General features: G+C 46.5%; 26 protein-coding genes. 14 read left to right on the top strand and 12 right to left on the bottom strand.

The window, feature by feature from the left end; translation table 11 throughout:
* Positions 1-440: 440 nt before the first annotated feature.
* Positions 441-668 (bottom strand): hypothetical protein, encoded by a 228-nt coding sequence (locus QUA83_RS24435; protein ID WP_445301808.1) that lies wholly within the window; start codon positions 666-668, stop codon positions 441-443.
* A 35-nt stretch (positions 669-703) separates the two neighbouring features.
* Entirely contained in the window at positions 704-934 is a 231-nt protein-coding gene (locus QUA83_RS24430; protein WP_242723336.1) for a hypothetical protein, read from the bottom strand.
* A gap of 379 nt (positions 935-1313) precedes the next feature.
* Between QUA83_RS24430 and QUA83_RS24425 the strand changes: the two genes are divergently transcribed.
* Positions 1314-3065: a hypothetical protein gene (locus QUA83_RS24425; RefSeq protein WP_333296464.1), complete on the top strand. Its 1752-nt coding sequence runs from the start codon at positions 1314-1316 to the stop codon at positions 3063-3065.
* Positions 3066-3404: 339 nt separating this feature from the next.
* Here QUA83_RS24425 and QUA83_RS24420 read toward each other — a convergent pair whose 3' ends face one another.
* Complete coding sequence (locus tag QUA83_RS24420; protein ID WP_333296463.1) at positions 3405-3704, bottom strand: hypothetical protein; 300 nt, start codon at positions 3702-3704, stop codon at positions 3405-3407.
* Between the two features lie 242 nt (positions 3705-3946).
* On the opposite strand from QUA83_RS24420, the gene QUA83_RS24415 reads away from it, so the two are divergent.
* Positions 3947-4573 carry a hypothetical protein gene (locus QUA83_RS24415; RefSeq protein WP_333296461.1) on the top strand — a complete coding sequence of 209 codons (627 nt, stop codon included), beginning with the start codon at positions 3947-3949 and terminating at the stop codon, positions 4571-4573.
* On the opposite strand, the gene cobS is transcribed toward QUA83_RS24415, so the two are convergent.
* The gene (gene cobS / locus QUA83_RS24410; protein WP_333296460.1) at positions 4570-5367 is read right to left on the bottom strand and encodes an adenosylcobinamide-GDP ribazoletransferase; all 798 of its coding nucleotides are present in this window, start codon (positions 5365-5367) and stop codon (positions 4570-4572) included. The genes QUA83_RS24415 and cobS overlap by 4 nt on opposite strands.
* Before the next feature lie 259 nt (positions 5368-5626).
* Here cobS and QUA83_RS24405 point away from each other — a divergent pair, with 259 nt between their 5' ends.
* From QUA83_RS24405 to QUA83_RS24395, 3 genes are all read left to right on the top strand, one after another.
* Complete coding sequence (locus QUA83_RS24405) at positions 5627-6076, top strand: hypothetical protein (protein WP_333036232.1); 450 nt, start codon at positions 5627-5629, stop codon at positions 6074-6076.
* A gap of 228 nt (positions 6077-6304) precedes the next feature.
* Positions 6305-7435, top strand: coding sequence for a tRNA guanosine(34) transglycosylase Tgt (gene tgt, locus QUA83_RS24400; protein ID WP_333036234.1), 1131 nt, complete (start codon positions 6305-6307; stop codon positions 7433-7435).
* A 60-nt stretch (positions 7436-7495) separates the two neighbouring features.
* A complete protein-coding gene (locus QUA83_RS24395) occupies positions 7496-7633 on the top strand; it encodes a photosystem II reaction center protein K (RefSeq protein ID WP_006634808.1) in 138 nt (45 codons plus the stop codon).
* Between the two features lie 84 nt (positions 7634-7717).
* On the opposite strand, the gene QUA83_RS24390 is transcribed toward QUA83_RS24395, so the two are convergent.
* Together QUA83_RS24390 and QUA83_RS24385 are read right to left on the bottom strand one after the other, a co-directional pair.
* Positions 7718-8272 (bottom strand): glutathione S-transferase family protein, encoded by a 555-nt coding sequence (locus QUA83_RS24390; RefSeq protein WP_333296465.1) that lies wholly within the window; start codon positions 8270-8272, stop codon positions 7718-7720.
* Positions 8273-8454: 182 nt separating this feature from the next.
* Positions 8455-9036 (bottom strand): manganese efflux pump MntP family protein, encoded by a 582-nt coding sequence (locus tag QUA83_RS24385; RefSeq protein ID WP_333296458.1) that lies wholly within the window; start codon positions 9034-9036, stop codon positions 8455-8457.
* Between the two features lie 197 nt (positions 9037-9233).
* On the opposite strand from QUA83_RS24385, the gene QUA83_RS24380 reads away from it, so the two are divergent.
* Entirely contained in the window at positions 9234-9833 is a 600-nt protein-coding gene (locus tag QUA83_RS24380; RefSeq protein WP_333296457.1) for a cytochrome b/b6 domain-containing protein, read from the top strand.
* A gap of 380 nt (positions 9834-10213) precedes the next feature.
* Here the strand turns inward: QUA83_RS24380 and QUA83_RS24375 are convergent, their stop codons facing one another.
* The 5 genes from QUA83_RS24375 to QUA83_RS24355 form a co-directional block, all read right to left on the bottom strand.
* Entirely contained in the window at positions 10214-12574 is a 2361-nt protein-coding gene (locus tag QUA83_RS24375) for a cache domain-containing protein (RefSeq protein WP_333296456.1), read from the bottom strand.
* A 453-nt stretch (positions 12575-13027) separates the two neighbouring features.
* Positions 13028-14278, bottom strand: coding sequence for a transposase (locus QUA83_RS24370; protein WP_333296455.1), 1251 nt, complete (start codon positions 14276-14278; stop codon positions 13028-13030).
* A 446-nt stretch (positions 14279-14724) separates the two neighbouring features.
* Positions 14725-15189, bottom strand: coding sequence for a hypothetical protein (locus QUA83_RS24365; RefSeq protein WP_333036242.1), 465 nt, complete (start codon positions 15187-15189; stop codon positions 14725-14727).
* Between the two features lie 279 nt (positions 15190-15468).
* Positions 15469-16029, bottom strand: a complete 561-nt coding sequence (locus QUA83_RS24360; protein WP_333296454.1) for a sugar O-acetyltransferase — start codon at positions 16027-16029, stop codon at positions 15469-15471.
* Positions 16030-16181: 152 nt separating this feature from the next.
* The gene (locus QUA83_RS24355) at positions 16182-16856 is read right to left on the bottom strand and encodes an MBL fold metallo-hydrolase (RefSeq protein WP_333296453.1); all 675 of its coding nucleotides are present in this window, start codon (positions 16854-16856) and stop codon (positions 16182-16184) included.
* 33 nt (positions 16857-16889) lie between these two features.
* On the opposite strand from QUA83_RS24355, the gene QUA83_RS24350 reads away from it, so the two are divergent.
* The 6 genes from QUA83_RS24350 (at position 16890) to QUA83_RS24325 (ending at position 24391) form a co-directional block, all read left to right on the top strand.
* Complete coding sequence (locus QUA83_RS24350; RefSeq protein WP_333296452.1) at positions 16890-18362, top strand: site-2 protease family protein; 1473 nt, start codon at positions 16890-16892, stop codon at positions 18360-18362.
* A gap of 202 nt (positions 18363-18564) precedes the next feature.
* Positions 18565-19164, top strand: a complete 600-nt coding sequence (locus QUA83_RS24345; RefSeq protein WP_333296451.1) for a hypothetical protein — start codon at positions 18565-18567, stop codon at positions 19162-19164.
* Between the two features lie 238 nt (positions 19165-19402).
* On the top strand, positions 19403-20488 hold the full coding sequence (locus tag QUA83_RS24340) for a DUF6745 domain-containing protein (RefSeq protein WP_333296450.1): 1086 nt from the start codon (positions 19403-19405) through the stop codon (positions 20486-20488).
* 163 nt (positions 20489-20651) lie between these two features.
* A complete protein-coding gene (gene sat, locus QUA83_RS24335; protein ID WP_333296449.1) occupies positions 20652-21833 on the top strand; it encodes a sulfate adenylyltransferase in 1182 nt (393 codons plus the stop codon).
* Positions 21834-22040: 207 nt separating this feature from the next.
* Positions 22041-24212 (top strand): caspase family protein, encoded by a 2172-nt coding sequence (locus QUA83_RS24330; protein ID WP_333296448.1) that lies wholly within the window; start codon positions 22041-22043, stop codon positions 24210-24212.
* A gap of 14 nt (positions 24213-24226) precedes the next feature.
* A complete protein-coding gene (locus QUA83_RS24325) occupies positions 24227-24391 on the top strand; it encodes a hypothetical protein (protein ID WP_333296447.1) in 165 nt (54 codons plus the stop codon).
* Positions 24392-24552: 161 nt separating this feature from the next.
* Here the strand turns inward: QUA83_RS24325 and QUA83_RS24320 are convergent, their stop codons facing one another.
* On the bottom strand, positions 24553-25833 hold the full coding sequence (locus QUA83_RS24320; RefSeq protein ID WP_333296446.1) for a valine--pyruvate transaminase: 1281 nt from the start codon (positions 25831-25833) through the stop codon (positions 24553-24555).
* 16 nt (positions 25834-25849) lie between these two features.
* Between QUA83_RS24320 and QUA83_RS24315 the strand changes: the two genes are divergently transcribed.
* Together QUA83_RS24315 and QUA83_RS24310 are read left to right on the top strand one after the other, a co-directional pair.
* Positions 25850-26059, top strand: coding sequence for a hypothetical protein (locus tag QUA83_RS24315; RefSeq protein ID WP_333296445.1), 210 nt, complete (start codon positions 25850-25852; stop codon positions 26057-26059).
* A gap of 363 nt (positions 26060-26422) precedes the next feature.
* A complete protein-coding gene (locus QUA83_RS24310) occupies positions 26423-26578 on the top strand; it encodes a hypothetical protein (RefSeq protein ID WP_333296444.1) in 156 nt (51 codons plus the stop codon).
* Positions 26579-26606: the final 28 nt, after the last annotated feature.

Below are 26606 nucleotides of genomic sequence, written 5' to 3'. Positions count from 1 at the left end.
CTATCCTTGCTCTTCGCTGTGCTTATCTCAATGGTCAACTTTCAATTTGATGTATTTGCCAAACTGAGATGCACCCGGCCAGGGGCCAGGACGCCCACCCACAAAACTTTGATTGTTTTTTAACAGACAATTTCAAGGTAGAACAGCTTAAATAACATCTCAATAATAATGCTCAAATTTTACGAACCAAACACTTTGACTACGCCTTGACAGGTCTGGTCATCCCAGCCTGACCTTTGACGAGTGAAGTCCTCACTATCCACTTAAATCTTCATTTAAATATTTATTTCAATTTTAGTTAATTGGCTCAACACCCATTGAACCAAAATACCAATATTTTTTAAATTAATTAGTATATAACTCAGCAAATAATTATATGCTTTCACCCTTTATTTAAAATAAACCTTAATATTTATATTCCCAGATAATTGAATAAAAAATTAATTCCTATCATGGAAATTTGGCATTTTTATCAATTCCAAAGACTCTTGCCTCACGCGGCCCGCCATCGCAGCTAACTGCAAACTCATAAAAGCATTCAAATCTTCCAAATCACACTTGGCTGAGGAAAAAATATTCTGCATTTCCTTTTCCGCTTCCAAACTAAGATATCCAGCGGCAATAGCTTGTTTTACAACTTCACGAATCTGCATGGTAGAAATGTCCATTACTAAATTTGAACTAATCAAAAGCCAACTAATTACTAACAGGAAGTTTCGGAAGCCGTCTCGCCAAAGATTTCAAATTTTTTCAGCTCGCGAGACTCTTGTTTCACTCCTCCGGACATCGCTGCTAGTTGCAAAGCCATAAAAGCATTTAAGTCTTCCAAGTCATACTGGGTGGTAGTTAACATCCGCCGCAGTTGATTTTCGGCTTCAAGGGTTAGATAGCCTAGAGCCAGAGCTTGCTGGGCGAGATCGCGAATTAGTACCATAACACTTCGGGATTTTATTGGTTCAAGCCTAAGTATCAACTGTTTTCACAGAATCAGCAGTGACGGCTATTGCTCGATAGGTGTGACATTGTGACGGGCCACTCGTGACAGCCGGAGTCGCAGAGTGTGACTAAGTATTTGCACGGTTGTGACGGAGATCACGCGGGGGATGCCAGAGGAGGAGTCGGAGATTGGGGAGTCGGAGAGTGTCCGGGTGTGTGGGTGGGGGAGTCGGAGAGTGTCCGAGTGGAGGAGTCGGATAGGGGGAGCATTTTTCTTCTTCCCTGAGACTAATGACTGATGACTACTGCCTTCTACCTTCAGAAGACGCTCAACGTCTATAATCAGCAAGTTAAATATTTACTGCAAGACAAGACATATGGAACTAAATCATAAAGATTTGCTACAACAAATAGCCCGACTATCGGAAACTTATGCTAATTTGGCCGATCGCCTATCCCAAGCAGCAAAACAACTGCAAGAGTCCGGCCTTCCTCCCTCTGACAGCTTGCTGCAAGAAGTAGCCGCCTACAGCCGCAACTTTGCCACAGTCCAAAAACAAGCTCTCGAACTCAACAAATCCCCGATCGCACCGGGGGAAATTGCTTCCCTCAAAGAGATTCAAAACTTAGTCGAGACTGCAGCAGCTTCTGAAGGTAAAGCAGAAATTCGCGATGCAGCATTGAAAGTGATCGATCGAGTATTGGCGATCGCCCACCGCGAACAAAGCGACTTCGCGCCCTTACAATCAGTTCATGCCAGAGCCCGCGAACTGCAGCGCGCCATTTCCGAATCCACCCCAACTCAACTGCATTCCGACGCAGAATCCTTAGTCAGCGGCAAACACCCAGTTTCAGCAGTGCTCGCCCTGGTGGAACAGCAAGACAAATTAAATGACGAACAGTGGGTAATTCTCGAAGAAACAGTCAGCGCCGCTTTTGGCAAACAAATAGCCGTAGCCATTTCCAGAGGCAAATTAACCATTGCTGAGATGGTAAAAGCAGCACCTGCAAAAGTCGAACCCGCATTTAAAGCAGCGCCAGAACAAAAAATCAGCGCCGAACCTTTGCCAGAAGTGATTGTCATCCCGTCAGGAAATGTGGCACCGAAACAAGTTACTGTTGCGCCACAGATCCAGATTTTGGAATCCCCCGCACCTTCTGCCCCCATGCACGAGGTGATTATTGTTCCCAGCGTGGAAGTACCTAAGTCTCTTCAGACAACCGGTTCCGGGAACATTGTTTTTGGCGCACCTAGGGACATTCAACAACCGGTGGCAGTAGAGGGCGGTTTGGGCATCAAAGTTTTGGTGCACATTCAAGGAATTGGCGATCGAACTTTCGGAGCTCAAGAATACGCGGGTTCTAAGGGTCAAGGGCGGCGCGTCGAAGGATTTCAAATTAATATCGATCCGCCAATTCCCGGCTTAAATGTCGAGTACATGGCTCACGTCGAAGGTGTGGGGGATACTCCTTGGCTCAGCCAGGGAGAATTGGCGGGTTTTCGGGGTCAAGCGAAACGAATTGAAGGATTTGCGGTGCGGTTGAGCGGGCCGCAAGCTGATAAATACGACGTATTTTATAGCGCTCACATTCAGAATATTGGCGACACCGACGTGTCCTCCAACGGCGAATATTGCGGCACTCGCGGCAAAGCTTTGAGAATAGAGGGCATCAAAGTTTGGATCGCGCCGTCTGCGAGTTCCCAAACAGTGGCGCCTGTGGGTTTAAAAGTGTTGGCGCACATTCAAGGAATTGGCGATCGAACTTTTAGCGATCGAGAATACGCGGGTACTAAAGCGCAAGGCCGCCGCGTGGAAGGATTTCAAATTAAAATAGAGCCTCCCGTTGCCGGTTTAAATTTGCAGTACATGGCTCACGTTGAAGGAGTTGGCGACACTGCTTGGATCGATGAGGGTGATCTAGCTGGATTCCGGGGCAAAGCCAAGCGCATTGAGGGATTTGCCGCGCGGCTGACAGGGCCACAAGCTGATAAATACGACGTATTTTATACGGCTCATATCCAGAATGTGGGCGATACTCCTGTTACTGCTAACGGTCAATATTGCGGCACTCGCGGCAAAGGTTTGAGGGTTGAGGGGATGACGGTTTGGGTTGAGCCGAAAGCCTAAAAAGTGAGAATGAATGGAAAAAATTAAATTCGATTTTCCATTCATTTTTTGTTTTTATATCATGTTTAATTGGTTCGTTTTTGTAAAATTGGCGACCTAGTATGGGCGGGTTTTACCAACTATCTACGCCAAAAACTAATCATCCCATAAACCCGCCCCATCTCTCAACGGTAAACCTCTACCTACATTTTTCCCCTTAGATAAAAGTCAAGGTTGATATAGGTTATTAGTTGTGGGGGGCGGGTTTATGAGATTGTTTGCGTGCGTCAAAGATTATTGGTAAAACCCGCCCCTACAGCATCAAAAACACTTCCACAATTTACGCTAGCAGACACGATATTAATGGTGCAGCAGGTGCGATAAGCTTTCTACAGCATGACCGATCGCACTTGGAGCAGATTCGCAAGTCGCAGCTTCGGCGGCGCAGTGGCCGGCGTGGAGTGCGTTTCCGACAGCCTGACTCCCTCCCTCCAGCGCATCGGCACCAAATTGACCGCGATATGTTTCTTTGACCATTTCAGCTTGAATTTTGCTGGTGGTTTCTTCGGGATTCGTTTCCCAATTGCGGATTGTTTGGACAATCTCGAACCCAGCCCAAATTAACATTCCGAGGACGATCGCAGCAATCAAGTATCCCATAGCTTTCAAAAAAATTGAGGTTAGCTTTATATAATTTAACGCAGCACTTGGCAGTCAGCAGGATAAAACATATCTGATGCGAGTTCTGATTTCCGCCTCTTCTAGTCTTCGGCAGCCGGATAGTTCGGCACTCAAGTAATAGTTTCAACAATCAATAACAGAGTAACTATTTTACAGTTTAACCTAATTTCAACTGTAATTTAAACCCAAACAAAACCTATAATGGTCAACTCGAAAAAATTATGCCATACAGTCAATTTACTACGATCGCCAAAGCGAAACAAGCTTTCGGTCTCACAGTTCAAGAAGGCTCTCGCTTTATACCTCCGCTAAACCCGATCGCACCCTCAGACATCCTCAGCGGTACTCTCAAAGATAGCCTCCCCATCGTCGCCACATCGGGAAGTGAAAAAGCGCGATCGGAAGGAATCATCTATCCCGTACTGCTGGAAGTGAGGCGGATTCTTGATCGCCAAATTAGCCTTTTTTCCGGCGAAGATTTCACCATCGACGAAGCTGTCGGACTGAATGGAGTGTTTGATTTTCTACTGACGCGATCGTCCGAAGTGCTAGAAATTGAAGCCCCCGCCGTTGTAATTGTCGAAGCTAAAAAGACCGACCTCAAAAGCGGATTGGGTCAGTGTATTGCGGAAATGGTTGCCGCTCAACGCTTCAATCAAGCCAAAGAAAAAAACATCCCCATCATTTATGGGAGCGTGAGTAATGGCATTCAATGGCAATTTATCAAACTCGAAAACCAAACTGTGACGATCGACTTATCCGTCTATCCTCTGCCCCCAGTCGAGCAAATCCTCAGCTTTTTCGTTTGGATGATGCAGAATGATGCCGTTAACTCAGAAACAATTTAACCTTCCAAAGCCGCCAAAAGACACAGCAACAAAGCCTCCGTCCACTCGACTACAGCACCGTAAGTATCGCCCGTGTGGCCGCCCAAACGGTAGTTAAACCAGGCTCCGGCAAAAATTCCGATCGCACTTCCCCCCAAAGCCATCCCCACCGCCAACAGCCACCGATCGCCCTCCAAGACAACTTGCACCACGCTCAAACTCAGCAGCAACAGCACTCCCGGTATAAAATCAAAAGGAGAATAAATCGATTCCTTGTGAAAAGCTCCCTTACCCTCTGCCCGGAGATAGGGATAGCGGGCGATCGCCACCAGTTGGCCCCACCTCCCCCAACCGGCGACACCCATCAAAGCCAGCCACCGATAGTTATTCAAGTCCGAGAGAGCGGCAGTTTTCAGCAGCACGATCGCGATCGCAGCCATCGCTCCAAAGGCTCCTGTAACGCTGTCCCGCATGACTTCCAGCCGACGCACGGGGTCGGGTACAGCCAGCCCGTCCGCCGCGTCCATTGCCCCGTCTAGGTGCAGCCCGCCAGTCACGGCGATGCCCAAAACTACCACCAAGGCCGATCGAGTCAGAGCAGGCATTCCCAACAACTGCAACCCAACATCCCCCAGTCCCAGCATCCCCCCAATCAAAAGCCCGATCGCCGGTGCCAAGCGGGCAATGCCCCGAAACTCCAAAGTCCAAGACACTGGTACCGGCAAACAAGTATAAAAAGCGACTGCGGCTGCGATGGCAGCGCCTTGATTCCGGAAAAAGTCGATCGTAGAGCGAACCCATTTATCATGCACCATAAGATAGAAAATTTTTCATCTGGTATGCAGTTGTCAATCGATTAGCGTGTGCCAGAATTGGACTGTAACACCCTAGTTTTTTGGATCGAGCAATTCCTCCTGTCCGAGCTCTTTTCCCCGGAAAACCTCTGTCGGCAGCGATCCCCAAGCTCCCTATCTAAAAAGACTAAACTCAAGATCCGCGTTTCCATTCCCAAAAATTCTAGCTAACTCCCTGATTTTCAAGACGGGAAAATACTACAACAGAGGCTTTTACTCCATGAGTCACGATCAATTGAATAACAGGGTAGTTGCTCCTTGCATCATCGATACAGGGATCGTCGTCAACAAACGCGATATCAAAAGATTGCTGTTTGATTTAGGACGTGTCCGCTACCTTCACATACAAGATGGCCAGATTTATAGCGAAGGGGAAGGTTATGTGCTCGAAGTCTTCGCCAACCCCCACCGTTCTACCCTGATTGCCAACCATGCGCTTTATTTGAACGTGTATAGTTTTGATTACCTGGAACTGAAACAGTCCCCTGAAGATGGTGCTTATTTTGACCTGATTCAAGATGGACGGCAGTTGCGGTTAATTCCTCTCTCCAATCCATTGCAAGAGCAATTCGCCCGGAATTTAAATGCTGCGGCTTTGGATGCGGTTGTAGATCAGGTACTCTCAGGCAACTGGGATCTGCAATTGGACGAAGATGATTCCCCCTTTTAATGGTCAGTCAGTCGATTTTAGATTTTAGATTTTAGATTTTAGATTTACTCGCAGCGCCGTGAATCTGGGAGGTAGAACTAAGGTCTAAAATTTTTTGCCCTCCACGACGATTGTCGGAAACTTGTCTCCGTTTTTGGGCGGGGTCATGGTTTTTTTTGTCGCGATGTCAACAACAATAGATTAAATAACACGGACGGCCGAGTAGCGGTTAACGAGCATCGGGGACTAATGACTGAGGACAAGGCGAAATTTTCTTTTAAATGTCAGGCTAATTGCAGCCATACCCAAGCGCGTGCAGGGGTTTTTGCTACTCCCCACGGTGTGGTGGAAACGCCTAAATTTATGCCAGTGGGGACGCTAGCTAATGTCAAAACTTTGACCCCGGCACATCTTGAGGCGGCGGGTTCTCAAATGGTTTTGGCAAATACTTATCACTTGCACCTGCAGCCGGGGGAAGCAATTGTCGCAGGCGCGGGCGGATTGCATAAATTTATGGCTTGGCCAGGCCCGATGCTGACGGATTCGGGGGGCTTTCAGGTGTTTAGCTTGAGCCAAATGCGAACTATTTCTGAGAATGGGGTGACTTTTCGTTCTCCCCGCGATGGCCGCATGATTAATTTGACGCCGGAACGATCGATCGAAATTCAGAATGAGTTGGGCGCCGATGTGATTATGGCCTTTGACGAGTGTCCCCCTTACCCCGCTACGCGGGAGGAGGTGGAGGCTGCCACAAATCGCACTTACCGCTGGCTGCAACGCTGCATTCAAGCTCACTCGCGCCCGGATCAAGCTTTGTTCGGCATCGTCCAGGGGGGCGTTTTCCCAGATTTGCGATCGCGCGCGGCGAACCAGTTGGTAGATTTGGATTTACCGGGCTACGCCATCGGCGGGGTTAGTGTGGGGGAATCGGGGGATTTGATCGCAGAGATTGTGAAGGTGACAGCGCCTCTGTTGCCGGCAAATAAACCGCGTTATTTGATGGGGATTGGGACTTATCGGGAAATGGCGCTGGCGGTGGCGAGTGGCGTAGATATGTTTGACTGCGTAATTCCGACTCGGCTGGCCCGCCACGGGACGGCTTTTGTCGGTGGGGAACGCTGGAGTTTGAAAAATGCTCGGTTCCGGGAGGATTTTGCTCCGCTGGATGAGTCTTGTCCTTGTTATACCTGCCAAAAATTCAGTCGGGCTTATTTGGCCCATTTGGCGCGGGCTAACGAAGTGCTGGGGTATACTTTGCTGGCACTTCACAATGTGACGGAGTTGATTCGCTTTACTGGGAGGATGCGGGAGGCGATTTTGGCCGATCGATTTACTGAAGAGTTTGCCTACTGGCTTGCACCGAGAGTCGATCAATCATGATTGCCGTGGGTAAAGATATGCGACAATTATGAAAATTCTGTTGGATAGGTAGGTTGATTCATGGAAGCTGCATTACTCTTAGCAAAACTGCCCGAAGCTTATTCGATTTTTGAGCCTTTGGTTAATGTTTTGCCGGTCATTCCCGTATTTTTCTTGCTGCTGGCTTTTGTTTGGCAGGCGGCTGTCGGATTTAGATAAGTTTGATTTCATCAAAAGCAGGGGCAATTCACAAATCGCCCCTGCTTTTAGGTATTAAGTTTTGTTTCGTTCTTCTTTCGGGCTTCAGCTACCGCCGATCGCACTTTTGAATGCCGGTCTTTCTGAAATCCGCTTGATGTAATCTACAACAGCCGGATAAGCACTGAGGTCTAGTTTTAGCATCATTGGAATGTAGGCCAACATTGAGCCGACTGCTGCGTCGGCTACGCCGAATTCATCACCCATTAAAAACGGCTGTTTCTCAAAGATTTCATTTAACGGTTTTAACAACTTGGGAGTTTCGCGATCGCGAGTTGCTTCTGTAAATATTCCCGGCCCCAGGGTGGCGTTAGCAAACGTGACCCACTGCACGATTTGAGCTTGCTGCTCCAAAGTGTCTGGCATTTTACCATATTTTTGAGCTAAATACAGCAGAATTGCGCCGGATTCCCAAAGTTTGAAATCTCCGTCAACAATTGCCGGTACTTTGCCGATCGGGTTAATTTCGAGATACTCTGGCTGCAAGTGTGCCCCTGCTTGCATATCTAGGGTGACGAATTCGTAGGGAACCGCTATTTCTTCTAGATACCACTTGACAATTGAGGCCCTGCTGCGGGCTGCGCCGTAAAGTTTCAGCACGAAAATTTTATCCTTTAACACAATATTGCTGTTATAGCATTTTTGGGTCAGTTGTCAGTTGTCAGTTGTCAGTTGTCAGTTGTCATTTGGGAAAATTCCCAATTACCTTTTTGCCAATTACCTGTTTGCCAATTACCCATTCCATTACCAATGACTACTGACTACTGACTACTGACTACCGACTAATTGCCGATAACTAATGGCACTTCTGTCAAGTGCATAAACAAGATTCTGCTGCCAATGAAAATCAAAATTGCTCCGCCCACTATCTCAATTTTATTAGCAAATAAGTTGCCGCACTTGTGACCGATAAACACGCCTGCAAAGGCTAAAAAGAAAGTAATAAATCCGATCGCAGTCACCGCAGGAGCAATAGAATCTTTCAGGACAGCAAATCCGAGGCCAACTGCGAGGGCATCGATACTCGTCGCCACCGACAGCGTTATCAAAGTCCCCGTATCTAAGGGATTGAACTTTTTCTCGCATTCTTCGCTTTGCAGCGATTCATAAATCATTCTCCCGCCAATGAAACTCAAAAGCCCAAAAGCGATCCAATGGTCGATCGGTGTGATCAAAAAACTAAAACTAAGACCGATTAACCATCCTATTACGGGCATTAAAGCTTGAAAACCTCCGAAAAATAAGGCAATTTTTAAAGCTTTATTGACCTTCATGTGTTTGATTGCTAAACCGCTAGAAACAGCGACAGCAAAAGCATCTGCTGCTAGTCCCAAGGAAAGTAATATGGTAGTGGCTGCATCCATTTTTGTAAAGTGTTAGGTGTTATAAATAAAGTGTTCCTCTTGACTGTTTTAGTTTACACTGATTTTTGAGATAATTGCGTTCTTCTCATAATCTATTCATTTTTGACTCACATTTATTTCACAATTGGCAAGGGTTGAAAATATCAGCGCTTAGCTGTATTCTCTAAAAGATTATTTATCAAGTAGCAGAATTGACTATGCCGCCATCTAGACCCTACCAGCCATTGCTGCTCAGATTACTGCATGGGGTTAACGCTGCGATCGCCCTTTTAGCAATTTTGAGCGCATTTCTGGTTTACAACACCTACGATGGACGGTTTGGCCAAGTCCCCGTGCCTCAGATTGCAGATATTATCGGGATTCACGGCACTTTTGGCAAGATGTTGCTGTTAGGAATAATGCCGGCTTTTGCATTGTACAGTTTCCACGCAGGTCAAAAACGCTTGGTGCAGCCGGATTCTTTTGGGAAACTAACGCAGTTGGGAAAACCGATTTGGTGGTACAGTTTGCACCGGATTGTGAATACGTTGATGTTGCTGGCACTGACTTTTTCAATCGCTTCTGGCAGTATGGTGAAGGAAGAATGGCTGCCGGCTGGGGAATTGACGCAGGTTTGGTATTATTTACACGCTTCTGGTTGGGTGGTATTGGTATTTTGTCTGGCAATGCACTTGTTTATGAGTGCGAAGGTGGGGGGTTTGCCGCTAATTTTGTCGATGTTTGAGGCCGCATATCGCCCGGAAGATTCGCCGACTGCTTGGTGGAAGAAAATTCGCTCTTTGGTCGATCGCTCTTAATGTGAAAATTCTTAATTTAAAAATGAACAGAAATATTTTATTAATTGTTGCGGAAGTCTTGGTAATGGGAGGTTGGTTGTTTGCTGTGGTTGCACCTTTATTATTTCCCTAATCCTATCATATAGCAATCCTCGCATCATTTGTGAATTTCTTACTCCCTCCCCTTGGCAAGGGGAGGGTTGGGGTGGGGTAAAAAATTTATGACTCCTGCAAGGATTGCTATAGCAATTTGGGTTAACAAATGATCATTAGCTCTATACTGAGGACTTCAGCCCTCTGTTTTATGACGACTAAAGTCTTGACTACGAAGCCAAATTCAGCTTTTCGCGCAGCTTGCTAGCAAGATTTGCGACTGGTTTCCCTGGCGGCAAGATGCGATATCAAACGATTGGCAATTTTACCGTAAACTCCGCACCGCCCCCAGTTTTAGATTTAATTTGAGATTGCACCGGAGATTCAACTGTAAGGCGGCCGCCGTGCAATTCTACAATAATTTTATAGCAAACCGACAACTCCAATCCTGTAAAATTTTTAAATGATTTATTATGGCCAAAATCCTCAAATATTCTGTGTTGAATTTCCGGCGGAATTATAGAGCCATTGTGGGCGATCGAGACAACAATAAATCTGCCTTTATATTCCTCGACAATATCGGTTTTAATTGTAATAATTTGAGCGGAATTTTCAAGACTTTTAACTGCATCTATAGCATGGCTGATCAGACTCGCGAATACTTGGCTCAGTTGACCGGGATAACAAAAAATTGGCGGCAGGTTGTGGTACTCTTTGACTACTAATATTTTTGGCTCCAGTCGGTGAGCCAGCAACAGCAAAAGATTGTCGATGCTCTCATTAACGTTGGCGTGTTCTTTGTTGGCTTCATCAGGAAGTGAAAAATTTCGCAAAGCCAGGACTATCTGGCGAATGCCATCGGCTCCTATTTTCAAAAAATTGAGGATTTGTGGCAACTCTAGGCTGATAAAATCTAGGTCGCAAGTCTCTATTTTTTGGGCAATTCGTGGCACAGGTTCGGGATATTGTTCTCGATAGAGGCGAATTATACTAAGCAAATCTTTGATATAATCATTGAGGTGAATCAGGCGACCGTAAATAAAGTTAATCGGGTTATTAATTTCCTGGGCAACTTCGGCGGCAAGTTGACCAACCATTGTAATTTTTTCGCTTTGTACTAAATGCTCTTCGGTGATTCGGAGTTTGGCTAATACTTCTTCCAAAAGTTTGAGTTCTTCTTGAATTTGCCCGTGGAGTTGGGATTGGGAAATTGCGATCGCCAGCGAGTCGGCAATTGCTTCCAAAACTTGCACCTCGTCGGGAGTCGCAAATCGGCGGTTTGCACAGGCGAACAGATATCCAAGCCGATGATTCTCAGTTAGTACGGGTACTGCTGCGTAGTGACTATTTGTGAGTTCGATATAGGCGTGTTCCTCAGACGCTGTGACATCAGGGGCGGCGGTTTTATGTAGCAGTATCGTTTCGCAGCGGTGAAGCCGTGCAGCTAAATCTCCAGAGGGCCCTCCTGGAACACCAAAGATTCCCAAGCGCCCCGGTAAACCTTCCCGGCAATATTCCCAGCCAAATTCTAAAGTATCTTGTCGGGGATCGTACCATGCGAAAATTGCTCGATCGAGCTTCAGTAAAGTACCGAGTTCGTCTACTGTAGTTTGGAGGATGCGATCAAGCTCCAAGCAAGCGCGAATGCGGCCAGTTAAGCGGTGGAGAAGGGCTTCTGTGCGACTGCGAATGCCATTTAGGGCAAACAGCTTGAGCGCCACAATTGCGGAGAAAATAGCTGCGGCGGCAAGTACGCCGGCGGCTACTGCTAGTATCTTGAAAGGAAGGAGTTCTTTTTCGAGATTGTCGCGGGGAATTACGAGGGCGATCGACCATTCAGCTTGTTCTAAAGGAAGATAGGCAACATAAACTCTGGCGTCGTTGATTTGAGTCAGCACAATGCCAGTTTTTTGATAAACCATCTCCCGCGCTACATTTGCCAAATTAGCATCTGCGGACTCTAAAAGACTGGGGGCAGAATTGTCGATATTTCCGATTAATCGAGCGTCGGGATGCACAATCGGCACTCCTTGAGAATTGAGAACAAAAGCATAAGTTCCGGGGCCATATTCCAGCTTTCTTACTACTTGGGCAATTCTGTCGATGCTAATGACGCCGTTCATTACTCCGATCGGCTTTTGTGCTGTTTTATCAATAGAATTTGCTGAATTTGACCACACCGGAGCCGAAATGGGAACAATCCTTTGTTTTTTGAGCGTGCGAGAAAGGGTAGGATCGGAAACATAGACTTCCCCAGCCATTGCCTTTTTGAAGTGTGGGCGGTCGCTAACATTAATCAACGCTCTGCCGACTTTTGTGGTGAAATAAGAACCGTCGGGATCAATTAATGTGAAGTATTGGAATTTTTGTAGTCGATTTACTTCCGATTTTAAATAAGGCTCTGCCACTGACCAATTCATCGAACGAACGGGAGGAGTGTTGGCGAGGACTTCGATCTCAGCCTTTCTAGTGCCGAGCCAGCGATCGATCTTGTTGGCCCGATCCCTAACTTCTAACAAAGCATTTCGCTCTAAATTGGTGATAATCAAGCGGCGAACGCTTTGATAGCTGATACAACCAGTGATGCTAGCTGCCAGAATTGTTACCGCCAAAATTAAGAGCGCAGTTTGATACCCAAGATGGTATTCGCCCTTTAATCTCGCTGGCAATAGTCGAGTTAATTTCCACCACTTTACTCTCGCAAAGCTTCGCATGGTTTGACCAATTTGTGAGATTGAAATCCTTAGCTCACCTACGATCTACTCGCCCGCCCCCCAGTAGTCTTAAACTACTAGCATTCAATAATTGCGGGGATTTTTTAATTTTTCCCCCGAGCAGCTCCTATCGTTTCCCGTTGCACCGGAATGATATAAAGCACGCGGCAGTGCCGTTTCCCTACCCAGATTAATTGTAGGAACACGGCACTGCCGTGTCCTAGCGGTGGGTAATATTAATTCCGATGCTACCCGATTGGATATCACTTTGTTAAACAGGAATAATATTATACCACATTTTTGACAACTTAAAAAAGTTTATCAACTACTTAATTATTTTTTACAGTCGTTAATAATTTATGTTATTGAGGTGATTTGACACTCCCTGTGCTGAAGCAACAGGGATTCTTAAGTCCATAATTTATGCCTTAAAGGCGCTGTCAAATCGCCCCTACTGATTCCGCTTAGATCGAGTCCAAGCATCACCGCTACTTTTCTAGCAATATTTCCACAACCGTTACAATCTGCATTGATTAACCAGCCTTGAGCTGTCCGATACAGGCCGCGCTTAATTCGTTTACCAGATGGAAGCCATCCTTTGGGTTTTTCGCCAAATTTAGGTAGCAAATCATTATCGACAAACGAAGCTTTAGAAGAATACGATTCTTCTGTTTCAACGAACCTTAAACCGTATTGCTCGCACAGTTGAGCTATTGTGTCTTTCAGTCTGCCCGTAGGGATTTGTACAAACTTTTGATTAGTTTTGCTTCCCATATTGGCGGACTCTTTTTGTCCTTTGTTCCAACCAAAAATAACTGTTCCAATTTGGTTGTCTAAACAGTGCTGAATTACTTTCCTTGCTGCTTTGTTAACAGCGTCTCGCATTTGGCGATTCCGTTTTTCAGTTAATCCTGCCAATTGTTTAGACCAATAGCCGTTAGACTTCCCCTCCATAAGAAAAGCAACCCGTTTATTGTATCCTTGGTTGAGGGACTTGAGATGCTTGCCATCAACAATAAAACTTGCGCCTACATTGCTCACGCAGGTTAGCCAGTTGTCTATTCCGTGGTCAATTGCCAAGCATTTAGCCTGGTCTACATTTGCCTTAATATTCTCTGTTTTGTAAATCAACTCCAAGTAGAAACAGCCATTTCGAGGAAGTATGCGATATTCTCGAATAATCTTAAAATCCAGATTAGATGGCATTGGTAGGAAAAACGCATCTAACCCAAACCACGCTTTAACCTTGCTTCCCAGAGGAAATCGCAGCATCCCATTCTTCAGTTTTACGGATCTTCCTGTAAATGTTACAAGTGCCATTCCGCCTTTACGGTATCCCGGCAATTTAGGGCGTTGCGTAACCGTTCCATCCTTGATTCCTCTGAGCAAGCCCATAAAAGACTTAAAAGATTCTGCTACCCCTGTTAGAATTTGCTGAGCTGTATCTGAATAGAACGCTTGATAGTGTAGGTTTCTATTTTCAGTCCCCAAAACTTTGTGTAGTTTGGCACGGTTTGGGATTTTCCCAGTTTTAAAGTAGATCTGGCGAGAATAATAGATACCGCAATTAGTAAGCTTTGCTGATTCGGAACACAGATATTCTAGGATTGATTGAGTATCTGAACTAGCTCGAATTAGATGTTGTTGACAACCAAACATTGCTAAATCCTCCTGTTATTTATAGTACAACAAACAACAGAATAATCTATTAAGAAATATTTCGATTCAGAACCCAAAAAGACGAAAAAGCCGTCCTAGAAGGACGGGGCTTCAGACCCAATTATTTGGTGAGCAGTAGACTTTTTAGGTTGAGATGTTTGGTGTGTGTCTTACTCAATAGTCCAGACTGTTTTTAGTTGGTAGTCTGAAACCCCTGATTTACGGTTGGTATTTCGAGTAAGCGATCGCCTTGAAACCCTTATTTTACGGTTGGTAATCAAAACTATCCGCAGTATTGCTTAATAACGAAATATTAAAAGTTTTTCGTTCATTATTAATGAAGGAAAAACTTGTTAAATCTTTAATTTATCTCTCAACAATCAAAACTCTTTTCGGTGCATCCGCTGGCTGAGGCACTGCTAAATTGCCCCAGTTGCGGGATTTGTTTAAAGAACCTTGTGAGTGTGTTCGTGCTGTTTCACGTTGTCTTCAGTGCGAATGACGCGCTCGGAGTTGAGCACCCTTTTGCGTTCTAAGGAATAAGTAAAGTCGTTGCGAACTGTTCCCAAGGGAATGTGAAGTTGAGCTTGGGGGCGGATTTTGTAAGTGCGGGCAGCGGCGATCGCCCGAAAGCCAAATTCTTCGCTAAACTGAGCTGATGTCGGGAATTCTGGCAACATTTTAGGTGTTTCGCCGTCGAGCACTGCTCCCAAAGTCGTCCCGCAAATCATTAAATAGGATGTGGGAATTCCCTTCAAAATTGCTTCTAAAGCTGCTGAGGGAATAGCTTCGATTACTTGCACTTCAAAAACTTCGCCTTCTTCTTTAATGAAGCAGGTAGCTACACCGACTGCTATGTAGTCGTCGGTGCAGAGATCAGGAGCGTTGGGATAAACTGTTGCAGTCGTCATAAGAAAAGCTTGGTAGTGTGGAAACCGGGAACAAGAAATTATATCATTTCCGGTTACACCGGAATGATGTTGACGGTTGACGGTTGACTGTTGACTGTTCACTGTCAACTCGAATTTACTATTCCGATGCTAACGGATTTGATATTAAGCGGTTTTAGATTTATTCCACGGTTTTTTTCTGGATTTTACGTGAAAAATCTCAAACCGGCTGTTCTAAACCTAAAATTTTTTGGTTAAGCTCCAAGGAGCCGATCGCACGATTGTGTCGATCGTACCACATCAAGGTAGATGCCGGATGATTCGGCAAGGATTCCCCGCCGCCACGACGTTTGCAGGAATATCTTTGACAACAACACTGCCTGCGCCGATCGTGCTATTGTCGCCAATAGTGACTCCAGGACAAATAATACTGCCGCCACCAATCCAAACATTATTGCCAATATTAATTTCAGCGGCGAGTTCTCGGCCAGAAAGTCTAATTTCCGGGTCTGTGGGGTGAAGAGCGGTGTAAATTTGTACGTTGGGCCCACACAGTAAATTTTCGCCAATGTTAACTCGATTGCAGTCGAGAATCACGCAACCAAAATTCATGTACAAGCCGTTTCCCGCATAAATATTGCTGCCGTAGTCGCAGTAGAAAGGTGGCTCGATTTCAACTTTTCGCCCAACTGCACCGAACCATTCTGCGATAATTTCTAACCGTTTGTCTGGTTCGTCTTCACGGGTAGAATTGTAGGTTCTGGCGAGGCGGCGGGCTCGCTGGCGCTCTAAAATTAATTGCTCATCAGCAGCTAAATACAATTCACCGGCGAGCATTTTTTGTTTTTCGGTTTTTTCCACAGTTTTTTCCAAGGTAAGAATCGGCGGTTGAAACCGCTACTTCACCAACGAACTTCATCTCTAAGAGACTGAAGAATAATGTAGGGTGCGACGGGCGCACCTTACCGCTATAATTAGCGCGTCAGATCATTTTTTGATTTTGTAGCATACATTTAGGGTTCAGGTTTTGACTGTAAACAAACCGCTAAATCCAGATTGGCTAATTTCTCAAAAGCTTGATCGATCGATCCTTTTCCCCGCAAAAAACCAGTATTTGCACCGGGGCAAATATATTGTAAAGTTTCCGGCGAAAATCGATCGATAATTGACTTCACGCTGTTAATTTGCCTAGGCCAGTGAAAAGTTTTTGCTGTCAACAGCGGTACTGGGGCGGCTTCTCGGTTGGGGAGCAAGTGCCTACCCGAAAACAGCACTCCACCGCTGCCACTATGATAAAGGCAAGAGGAACCAGGAGAATGGCCAGGAGTCCAAAATGCTTTGATTCGATCGCTCACAACAAATTCTCGCTCAAAAACCGTCACCTTCAAACCCGGCAGTAAATAAGCTTCCTGCTCTTGAATCAGGATCTCACACCCCGTGGCTTCCTGAATCTCCCGCGCCTTGGCGATAGCGCCACGGTGCGTGAGAAACAGCAGTCGCACGCCGCCGTGTTCCCGCAAAAATGTTTGGTTAATCTCATCCCAAGCGGGACAATCCACCAGGATGTTAGTTTGGTTTTCTACAATGAAATAGGCTGTTGCACCCAGGGTATCCCGGTTAGGCGGGAAAGCCAGGATATTGTCGACCACGGGCCTGGGTTGTTTGGAGACTGAACTCTGTTGTTTCAAGGAAGTATTTCAGAAGGGAATGGGATAAATATTATGTTCTTTTTACTATGGTTGTTCGTATTGGGGCTGATCTCGTACTACTTGTTGCAAAACGGCACCAGCCGCATCACCAGGACTCCGATATGGCTGCTGTGGCTGGTAATGATGGCGCCCGCGCTGATTTGGGGTGGTTGGATTTTAGTTTACGGCACGAGCAAAACTGTACCGCCGGAGTTGGTAATTATACCTTTTCTGGTTTGCCCTTTTTTGTATTGGTTTTTGGTACAGTTGGGGCGCAAGAAAATTACCGCCGAAACTGCTGAGCAGTTAGCAGACTCTGCGACTGAACCTGCAAAGCCAAAACCGCCCGTGCGCCCGATCAATGCAGCAGAAGAAGCGAGTTTGCGCGATTGTTTTCCTTGGTCAATTTACTTTTTGCGAGATTTGGAATTTCGGCCACAGGCTGTAATTTGTCGCGGACAGTTGCGAACCAACCCGGAGGCGGCTTATCAGGCAATTCGGGAGAATGTGGAGAGGCTTTTTGGCGATCGCTTTTTAGTAGTATTTCAAAACAGCTTGAGCGGTCAACCTTTTTTTGCTATAGTTCCCAATCCCAGCCACCAATCAGGCGAAACTCCTGTCAAAACCGAATCTGTAACCAGGCCATTTTTCGCATTAGCTTTGCTGCTGATCACGGTGTTTACAACTACCCTTGTCGGGACGCGACTGGCCGGAGTTACTGAACAAGCTTTGCAGTCTAACCCATCAATGTTGCTGCAGGGTTTGGCTTACTCGCTGGCTCTAATTACAATTTTAGCAATTCACGAATCCGGCCACTATTTAGCTGCCAGATTTTACCAAATTCGCACGACTTTGCCTTATTTCATACCGATTCCTTTTTTCTTAGGAACCTTTGGCGCATTCATTCAAATACGGAGTCCAATTCCTAACCGCCGAGCTTTATTTGATGTTAGCATTGCCGGCCCCCTTGCGGGTTTAGTGGCGACAGTGCCATTATTAATTTGGGGTTTGAATCATTCGACTATTGTACCGCTGTCTGACAAGTCGGGAATGTTAAATTTTGACTCTTTCAAACCTAATTTTTCGCTGCTGATGACTCTCTTGAGCAAGTTAACCTTGGGTGGTGCTTTCAATGCGGAAACTGCGATCGATTTGCATCCGGTAGCGGTGGCGGGTTATTTGGGTTTGATCGTGACGGCGTTTAATTTGATGCCGGTGGGACAACTCGACGGCGGGCACATTGTACACGCGATGTTCGGCCAGCGAGCGAGTATGGCGATCGGGCAAGTTGCTAGACTTTGTATGCTGCTGCTTTCTTTTTTGGAACAGGGTTTGCTGCTGTGGGCGATTATTTTGTTTTTCACGCCACTAAACGACGAACCGGCGTTGAATGATGTCAGTGAATTGGACGATCGGCGGGATTTTTTGGGGTTAATGGCGATCGGGCTTTTGTTAATGATTTTGTTGCCCGCGCCCAGGGTACTCCTTGAGTGGTTAAATGTTTAGCAGGAAGAGGGAAGTTCGGCAACGGATTCGCTCGACGGATTTAACTAACGGATGGATGTCGAAGTTCGAGGTAATAGAGAGGAAGGAAGAAAAGAGAGGTTGACAAAATCCTGCAAGGGTTGCTATACAAGCGAGTTTAGAATTTATCCACTCGCTTTCTATCTCGAAGTAATCTTTATTTTCACCGACTGATTAGAGAAATATGTCTTACAAATCCTTTACTTTCCAACAATTAGAAGAGCGATTTGGATTGGAGCTATCACTCAGTCCTATTTTGAGTGCCAAGGTGATTCCTGTAGAACCATCCGAATGGCTTTGGAGAGCAATCGAAATTAGTTCTAACACTGCTGTTACAACTGTAAAAGAACGTTCGGAACGGATTATTTCTCCTATTCTGTTAGATTTTAGAGAAAGGAACAACAGACAATTTTCTCTTTTTTCTGGTTGGTCATTTGATGTAGATGCTGACCTGGGATTGAATGGGGAATGCGACTTTCTAATGTCTTCTGTTCCGTTTGATTTTGAAATTAAAGTTCCGGTTTTTGCATTGAGAGAAACTAAAGGCGGAGAAATAGAATCTTGTCTGCCCCAGTGTGCAGCACAAATGGTAGCGGCTCAGCTATTTAACGAACGCGAACACAATTCCATACCTGCAATATATGGCTGCGTAACTACTGGGGTTGTCTGGCGGTTTCTTAAATTAGAAGGAAATAATTTAATTATTGATGTTGATGTTTATTGTCTAGATAATGTTTCTATGATTTTAGGTGTTTTGCAAACAATCGTTAATTTATACCAATAAGTTAACGAATCTAATAAAATAGGTTTATAGGAAAATTCCCTTGTTATTACCAACTTAATAATATTTTTTTACCAGAGGCGAGAGCGAAAAATTTACCGAAAATCAAATAATATCAAATCCGTTGGCATCGGAATGATTCATCTGTCTCTTCCGTTTCTCTGTATTCTCTGCGCCCTCTGCGGTTTAATCATTTCAATACAACCGGAATTCATTTAATATAGCTGTACCAATAATCGCAATGACTCCAGAAAAAACAGCGCTAATTCCGATTTATCGCGAGCAGTGGCGAGCAATTGGACTTTCGATCGCACCGATCGATCGCCCGCAAGCGACAGCGGCCATCAACACCGCCTACAACATCATCGGCTATCCTGAACCGGAAATTATTTTCTGTGACAGCCCTTACATAGCTTTGCAAGCAATTGAACCGCTAAGGATACGCGATTCTGGTCTGGGAATGGCCAGCGAAATCAGAAACAAAATTCATAATGAATTGTACGATATATTAAGAAGTCAACTGGACAGGAAGCTGGAAAATAAAATTTACAGCCAACTCTATAATCCGCTGTACGCTCAACTGATGAATCAACTCCACCTTCATGTTAAAGACGAAGTTTACGTCAAATTAGCAAGGAAGTTGGGCGATAGATTTCAGAGATTCCTGATCGATCAGACTTATCATAATAACAGCATAGTTTCCGAACTGTCAGCCTGTCACGGAAGTTGGGTTGATTTTTGTATTGGCGTGTTAAATTTGGAGTTCGATCGCCCTTTATACTCAGCCTTTAAATCTTTAGTGGAAAACTGTGGCTGGATTTACCCGTTTGAGAAAATGTGCTTTGTGTGCGATCGCCCGATTCAACTTCATTTTGATAGCGAATATTTGCTCCACGCCGAAGGTCAACCAGCGGTTGAATTTGCTGACAAGTTGAGTGTATACTCTTATCGCGGCGTGCGACTGCCGGAAACAATCGGTCAAGTTCCGCCGCAGTCTTGGCAAGCTTCATGGCTATTAACAGAACAGAATGCCGAAGTGCGTCGAGTTTTGATTCAGGCGATCGGCTATCCGAAAATTTGTCAAGAATTGCAAGCAACTGAATTGGATAAGTGGGTAGCCACGGGGGGCTACCCCTACCAAGAATATACTTTGTTGAAAATTGAGAATAATATTGACATAGAGCCAATTTATTTGTTAAAGATGACTTGTCCGAGTACGGGACACCTTCATGCCTTGCGAGTGCCGCCAAAAGTGCGATCGGCTAAAGAAGCGATTAGCTGGGTAAATTGGGGAATAGATCCCGAAGAATTTCAAGTCCAGACTTGAGGCGAAAGTTGAGAGTTTTGAGTGCGCGAGTTTACAGTTAAAGAATTACAGCGCTACAAAAGCAGCGTTCTCCACAAGTCCAGAACAATTAAAAAATGTAGAATTGCAGCCTGCACTTGGTACTATGTACTCTGGCAGCTAAAACCCACAACTTCAAATCGACATGAGCCAGCATTCAGACCGCATTGCCCCTCACGGCGGCATCCTGGTCAACCGCATTGCCACACTAGACCAAAGACAAGAATTTTTCGACAAAGCAGAGTCCCTGCCGCGAGTCCAGTTGTCGGATCGATCGATCTCCGACCTGCAAATGATCGCCATCGGCGCCCTGAGTCCCCTCAAAGGGTTCATGAACGAAGCTGATTATCGATCGGTCGTCAAACAAATGCGCCTCTCCAACGGCCTTCCTTGGTCGGTTCCCATCACCCTCTCGGTAACAGAAGAAGTCGCCGCCCCCCTGAAAGCAGGAACTTTAGTGCGCCTCGACTCGCCGGCGGGCGAATTTGTCGGGCTCTTGGAACTTGCAGAAAAATATCACTACAGTAAAGAAGAAGAAGCCCTCAACGTCTACCGTACCGACGACCTCAAACACCCGGGTGTCCAGGTAGTAGACAAATCCGGGCCTGTTAACCTCGCCGGCGACATTTGGCTGCTGGAACGCGAACCAGATCCCCGTTTCCCCCAATACCAAATTGACCCGGCGAAATCGAGAATGCTGTTCACAGAAAAAGGATGGAAAACCATAGTCGGTTTCCAAACCCGAAACCCCATCCACCGGGCCCACGAATACATTCAAAAATGCGCCTTAGAAACAGTAGACGGCTTGTTCCTGCACCCGCTAGTCGGGACGACAAAAGAAGACGACATTCCTGCTGATGTGCGGATGCGCTGCTACGAAATTCTGCTAGAAAAATACTATCCAAAAGATCGCGTAATTTTGGCAATTAATCCGGCGGCGATGCGCTACGCCGGGCCGCGAGAAGCAATTTTTCATGCTTTAATCCGCAAAAACTACGGCTGCACTCACTTTATCGTGGGGCGCGATCACGCTGGAGTTGGCGATTATTACGGCACTTACGATGCCCAATATATTTTTGATGAATTTGAGCCGGGAGAATTGGGAATTGTGCCGATGAAATTCGAGCACGCTTTCTATTGCACACTGACGGAACAAATGGCTACAACTAAAACAAGCCCAAGCACTCCCGAACAACGAGTGCATTTGTCGGGAACCAAAGTTCGGGAAATGCTGCGGGCTGGAAAATTGCCGCCGCCACAGTTTTCCCGGCCGGAAGTCGCCGCCGAATTAGCCAAGGCAATGAATATTTTCAATTACGAGATTTAAATCTTGAACTTGGGTGTCTGCGACATTCTGAAGAGTTTTGAATTTTGAGTTTTGAGTTTTAAATGGGAAATTTTAAACTTAAAGCTCAAAACTTAAAACTTAAAAATTATCTTAATACTAAACACTCACAACTTAATTAAATTCCCTAAAATTATTGAGGGGAATTTAACTGAAAAGTCACAACTTAAAATTCAAAGCTATTTAAAAATGGGACTCAAGCGGCGGGAATTTTTGCAGCAAGCTGGCCGGGTGCTGGCCGCCATCGGAATCAGCGAGGCCCTGTGGCTGCCGTTGGGCGATCGCTACCTTCAAGCCTTAGCGCAGCCGACAGCCCGGAAATTGGCTTTGTTGGTGGGCGTTGACAAATATCCAGACTCGCCCCTGCACGGCTGCGTCACGGATGTGGAATTGCAGCGGGAACTGCTGATACATCGGTTTGGGTTTGTGCCGTCGGACATTTTGACTTTGACTGACGCTCAAGCTACGAGGGAGAATATCGAGACGGCTTTTGTAACTCACTTGACTCAACAAGCAAAACCCGGTGACGTGGTAGTTTTTCACTTTAGCGGCTGCGGTAGCCGAGTCAGTTTGGGCCAGTCTCCCGGAAAAATCCAAAACAGTTTGGTGCCGGCGGATGATGTTGTGCCGTTGTTAGCAAACCGGGCGGTGAACGATATTTTAGAGGAAACGCTGTTGTTGTTGATGCGATCGCTCGCGACAGAAAATGCGATCGCCATCCTCGACACCAGCTACCACTATCGGGGTTTCCCCACCAACGGCAACTTTCGCATTCGCTCCCGCCCCCGCCCCACCATCGGCGAGCCTCGCCTCGCAGAATTAACGTTTGCCCAAGACCTCCGAACCCGCAAAAATCTTCGTCCTGCGGCCACCGTACTTGCCGCAGGTGCGGATTCCCAACTCGCCGCCGAACAAGAGTGGAACGGATTTACCGCAGGTTTGTTTACCTACGCCCTCACCCAAACTTTGTGGTGGGCAACTCCCGCTAGCAGCTTCAGCGTCAATTTCAGTCGCGCTGCGGGTACTGTCGAGCAAATCGCGGGGTTATCCCAGCAACCGCAAATTCTCAATCACGATTTAACAACCGCGCCGCCGGTGAATTTTTCAAATTTAATGTTGAATTCCCCTGCATCTGACGGCGCTGTGACGGCGGTGGAAGATGGAGGCAAAACTGTGCAGTTGTGGCTGGGGGGGTTGTCGCCCTCGGTTTTGGAGTGCTCCGGGGGTTCTGTGTTTGCTGTGGATTCTTCCGAGGGCGCGAGGCTGTTGCTGCGGGGACGCACGGGCCTCTCTGCTAAAGCCCAAGTTGTAGACGGGTTCGATCGAACTTTCGGCGAATTAACTGTCGGCGAAGTGGTGAGGGAAGAAATTCGGGTATTGCCGCGAAACATCGGTTTGACAGTAGCTTTGGACTCAGGTTTGGAACGCATCGAGCGCGTGGACGCTACCAGCGCCTTTGCGACTGTGCCGCAAGTTTCGGCGGTAGGCAGCGAGCAATTGGCTGACTGTCGGTTCGGCAGAGTCCCGGAAACAACTTTAGCCGAAACAGTCTCGCCTCACGAGCCTGCTTTGTATCAAAGCCGTTACGGTTTGTTTTCTTTGGCTCAAACGCTGATTCCCGATACTCAGGGCGACGGGGGAGAAGCAGTTAAGGTGGCGGTGCAGCGCTTGACTCCGCAGTTGAAAGCTTTGCAGGCTGGGAAGTTGCTGCGGCTGACAGCCAATGAGGGGTCTTCGCGCCTGAAGGTGCGGGCGGTTTTGGCAACTACCGCACCGCAAGCGCGGGCTGTGGCGCAGCGAGAGCCGGTGCGGGCCGGCGGTGATTATCGGCTGGAACCGGTGAGCGGGGAAAGTGAGAAATCCGCAAGCGCTCATATACTAAGTTTGGCAGAAGGCAGCCGAGCTCGGTACAGATTGTATAACGAGAGCGATCGCCCGGTTTACTTTGCGGTGTTTTGCTCGGACAGCGGGGGACGGCTTTCAGTGCTCGGCGCTGAGGGCAAAGACGCTGTGGGGGGAATGTCGCGGGCGATCGCTCCTGGGGAGAATTTGACGGTGCCGGCGGCTGGGGCGATGGGGTGGGCGGTATCTGGATCGATCGGACTTGCGGAAACTTTCATTATATTTAGTGAGAGTCTCTTCGATCAAACTCTAGCTGCAATAGAAGCCGAGATCCAGCAAACGAGGGCTTCCTTGCCAATTCGAGTGCTGTTGAATCCTTTAAATGTGGCGCGGGCGGTGCTCGAAGATTTGCACGCTGCTAGCATTCCGGGGGTGCAGAAAGCGGGGATATCGACGGACGATTTGGCTTTGGATGTGAATGTTTGGGCAACTCTGAGTTTTGTTTATCGGGTTGTTTAATTTGGTAATTGGGCATGGGGCATTGGGCATGGGGCATTGGGCATTGGGCATTGGGCATTGGTAATGACAACAGTCAACCGTTAACAGTCAACAGTCAACAGTCAACAGTCAACAGTCAACAGTCAACAGTCAACAGTCAACAGTCAACAGTCAACAGTCAACAGTTAACAGTCAACTGATATCAATTCCGGCTGCGCCGGAATAATATAGAGGACACGGCACTGCCGTGTCCCTACCGCGATCTATTGTAGGGACAAGGCACTGCCGTGTCCTGATTTCGGGTTATATTAATTCCGGTGCAACCGGACTTGATATAACAACTAACAACCAACCAATAACACTAACTACTTACTGCTGACTGATAAACCTTTTCTACCATTTGAGCCAAGCGTTTCATAGCAGTTTCAATCTCATCATTTGTCGCAGTCAAACTGATGCGTAAACACTCATGTTTGTGCTGCCAATCTTGTCGCAAACCAGGGAAGAAAGAACTTCCCGGCACGACAATTACGCCGACTTTTTTCAACTCTTGATACAGTTCCCAATCAGTCATTGGCAAATCTTTCAGCCACAACCATGCGAAAATTGCTCCTTCGCCCCGGTGCAAAAACCACGGCAAATCTTTCGGCATTGCTTGTTCTAGAGTGCTTTCTACGATCGCAAATTTGCTTTGATAGTACGGCCGAATTACGTTGATGGAAATATCGGCAAGAGCACCGGAAGCAATGGCACGAGTTGCGATCGCCTGTCCGTATCTTGGCGAATGAATGCACATATTGGTCTGAAAACATTCTAATATTTGAATGATTTTTTCATCGCCGATCGCAATTCCGATTCTTTCTCCCGGCAATCCGGCTTTCGACAAACTCATACAGTGCACGATATTGCCACCAAAAATCGGCGTCATTTCGGTAAAATTCAAGGACGGGAAGGGAGGGCCGTAGGCAGAATCCACGAACACCGGCGCGTCAACAGCGGCCGCTAAATCGGCAATTTTCTTAACTTCGTCGTCGGTGAGAACGTTGCCGGTGGGGTTGCAGGGACGGGAAAAAATGACGCAACCGGTGGTTTGGTCGATCGACAATTGGCTGAAATCCGGGCGGTATTTGAACCTGTGGGCGGCTGCATCAATATCGAGGGTGGGTTTGCAAGCGACTACCGCTTCGGGAATCAAGCTAACGCCGCCGTAACCCGTGTAGTCTGGGCTCAACGGTAAAACAATATTTTTAAGCTGTTTGCTGGTAGTGTAGCCGCCGAAAGCGTTGGCTGCGTAGAAATAAATCGATTGACTTCCGGGAGTAATTAGAATATTGCGATCCGTCAAATTCAGTCCGTAACGCTGATTAAAATCCGCCAATACCGCATTGATAAACGGCTGATAACCTTGACTGGAACCGTAGCGACAAACCACCTCGCCGTATTCTGGGCTAGCCAAAAGTTCCGCAGTGCAGTCGCGCCACAACTGCTCGACTTCCGGTAAAATCACCGGATTTCCGGCGCTCAAATTGATAAACTCCTGCCCGCTGCCGGCTCTGAGAGTTTCAATAATATCTTTCATAATTGCCCGAACTCCCGTGAGGTGGGACATCTGAGCGCCAAATTGAGTCAGGGCAGGGTTCATAGCAAATGCAGCGACAATGATAGAAGTTTACAGTTTACCCATAATAACTCCAGTCGCAGGCGTTAGCCTAGCTTATCTGGGGTATGGGTTGTCGATCGAGCGTCTGATTAATTCAATAAAGTCGATCGCACTGCATTTTGTTTTTTCCCCTGTGCGCCCGACGGAGTATAAGATTGTAGCCATTTGTGGAGTTCGATTGAGCGATCGAACAGTGTTTTTTACCTAAAAATTAGCGAACCGAACAGCAATCTCTAATTCAAGAGTTGTGGTAAGATTTCACGCCGTCGCGCCAGATGAATTGCCGATACTTGACAACAACCATTGGGAGAATCTAAAATTACCCGTAAAACCCGATCGCAACAGAATTTTATGGGCTCCGGTTACTGCTATAATTACAGGTTTAATCCAGCCTCAATAATCAGATTTGTTGCTAGCTCATTTTCATGATTCGCGGTTTGCTGACAGCGGTGCATTTTATCATCAATCCAACTAAAGCCAAGATCGGTCGTAAGATCGACCTTTGAGTGGCGTTACATAACAAAAACGTAAATTCCAACCCCCATTAACTGCCGTAAAATCAAACACAACAATGACACACTTTCCACTTATAGAATACGAGCAACTTACCGATCCTAAAGCCAAAGCAGTGTACGAAGAAATATTGACAGACTTGGGGTTTGGCATCGTCCCCAACCTGGGTGCATCTCAGTTTGGCAAATACATCAAATTGAAAGTTGACCATTGAGATAAGCACAGCGAAGAGCAAGGATAGA

Source organism: Microcoleus sp. K1-B1 (assembly GCF_036704705.1).
GTDB lineage: Bacteria > Cyanobacteriota > Cyanobacteriia > Cyanobacteriales > Microcoleaceae > Microcoleus.
This window is presented reverse-complemented; position numbering and strand designations above follow the sequence as displayed.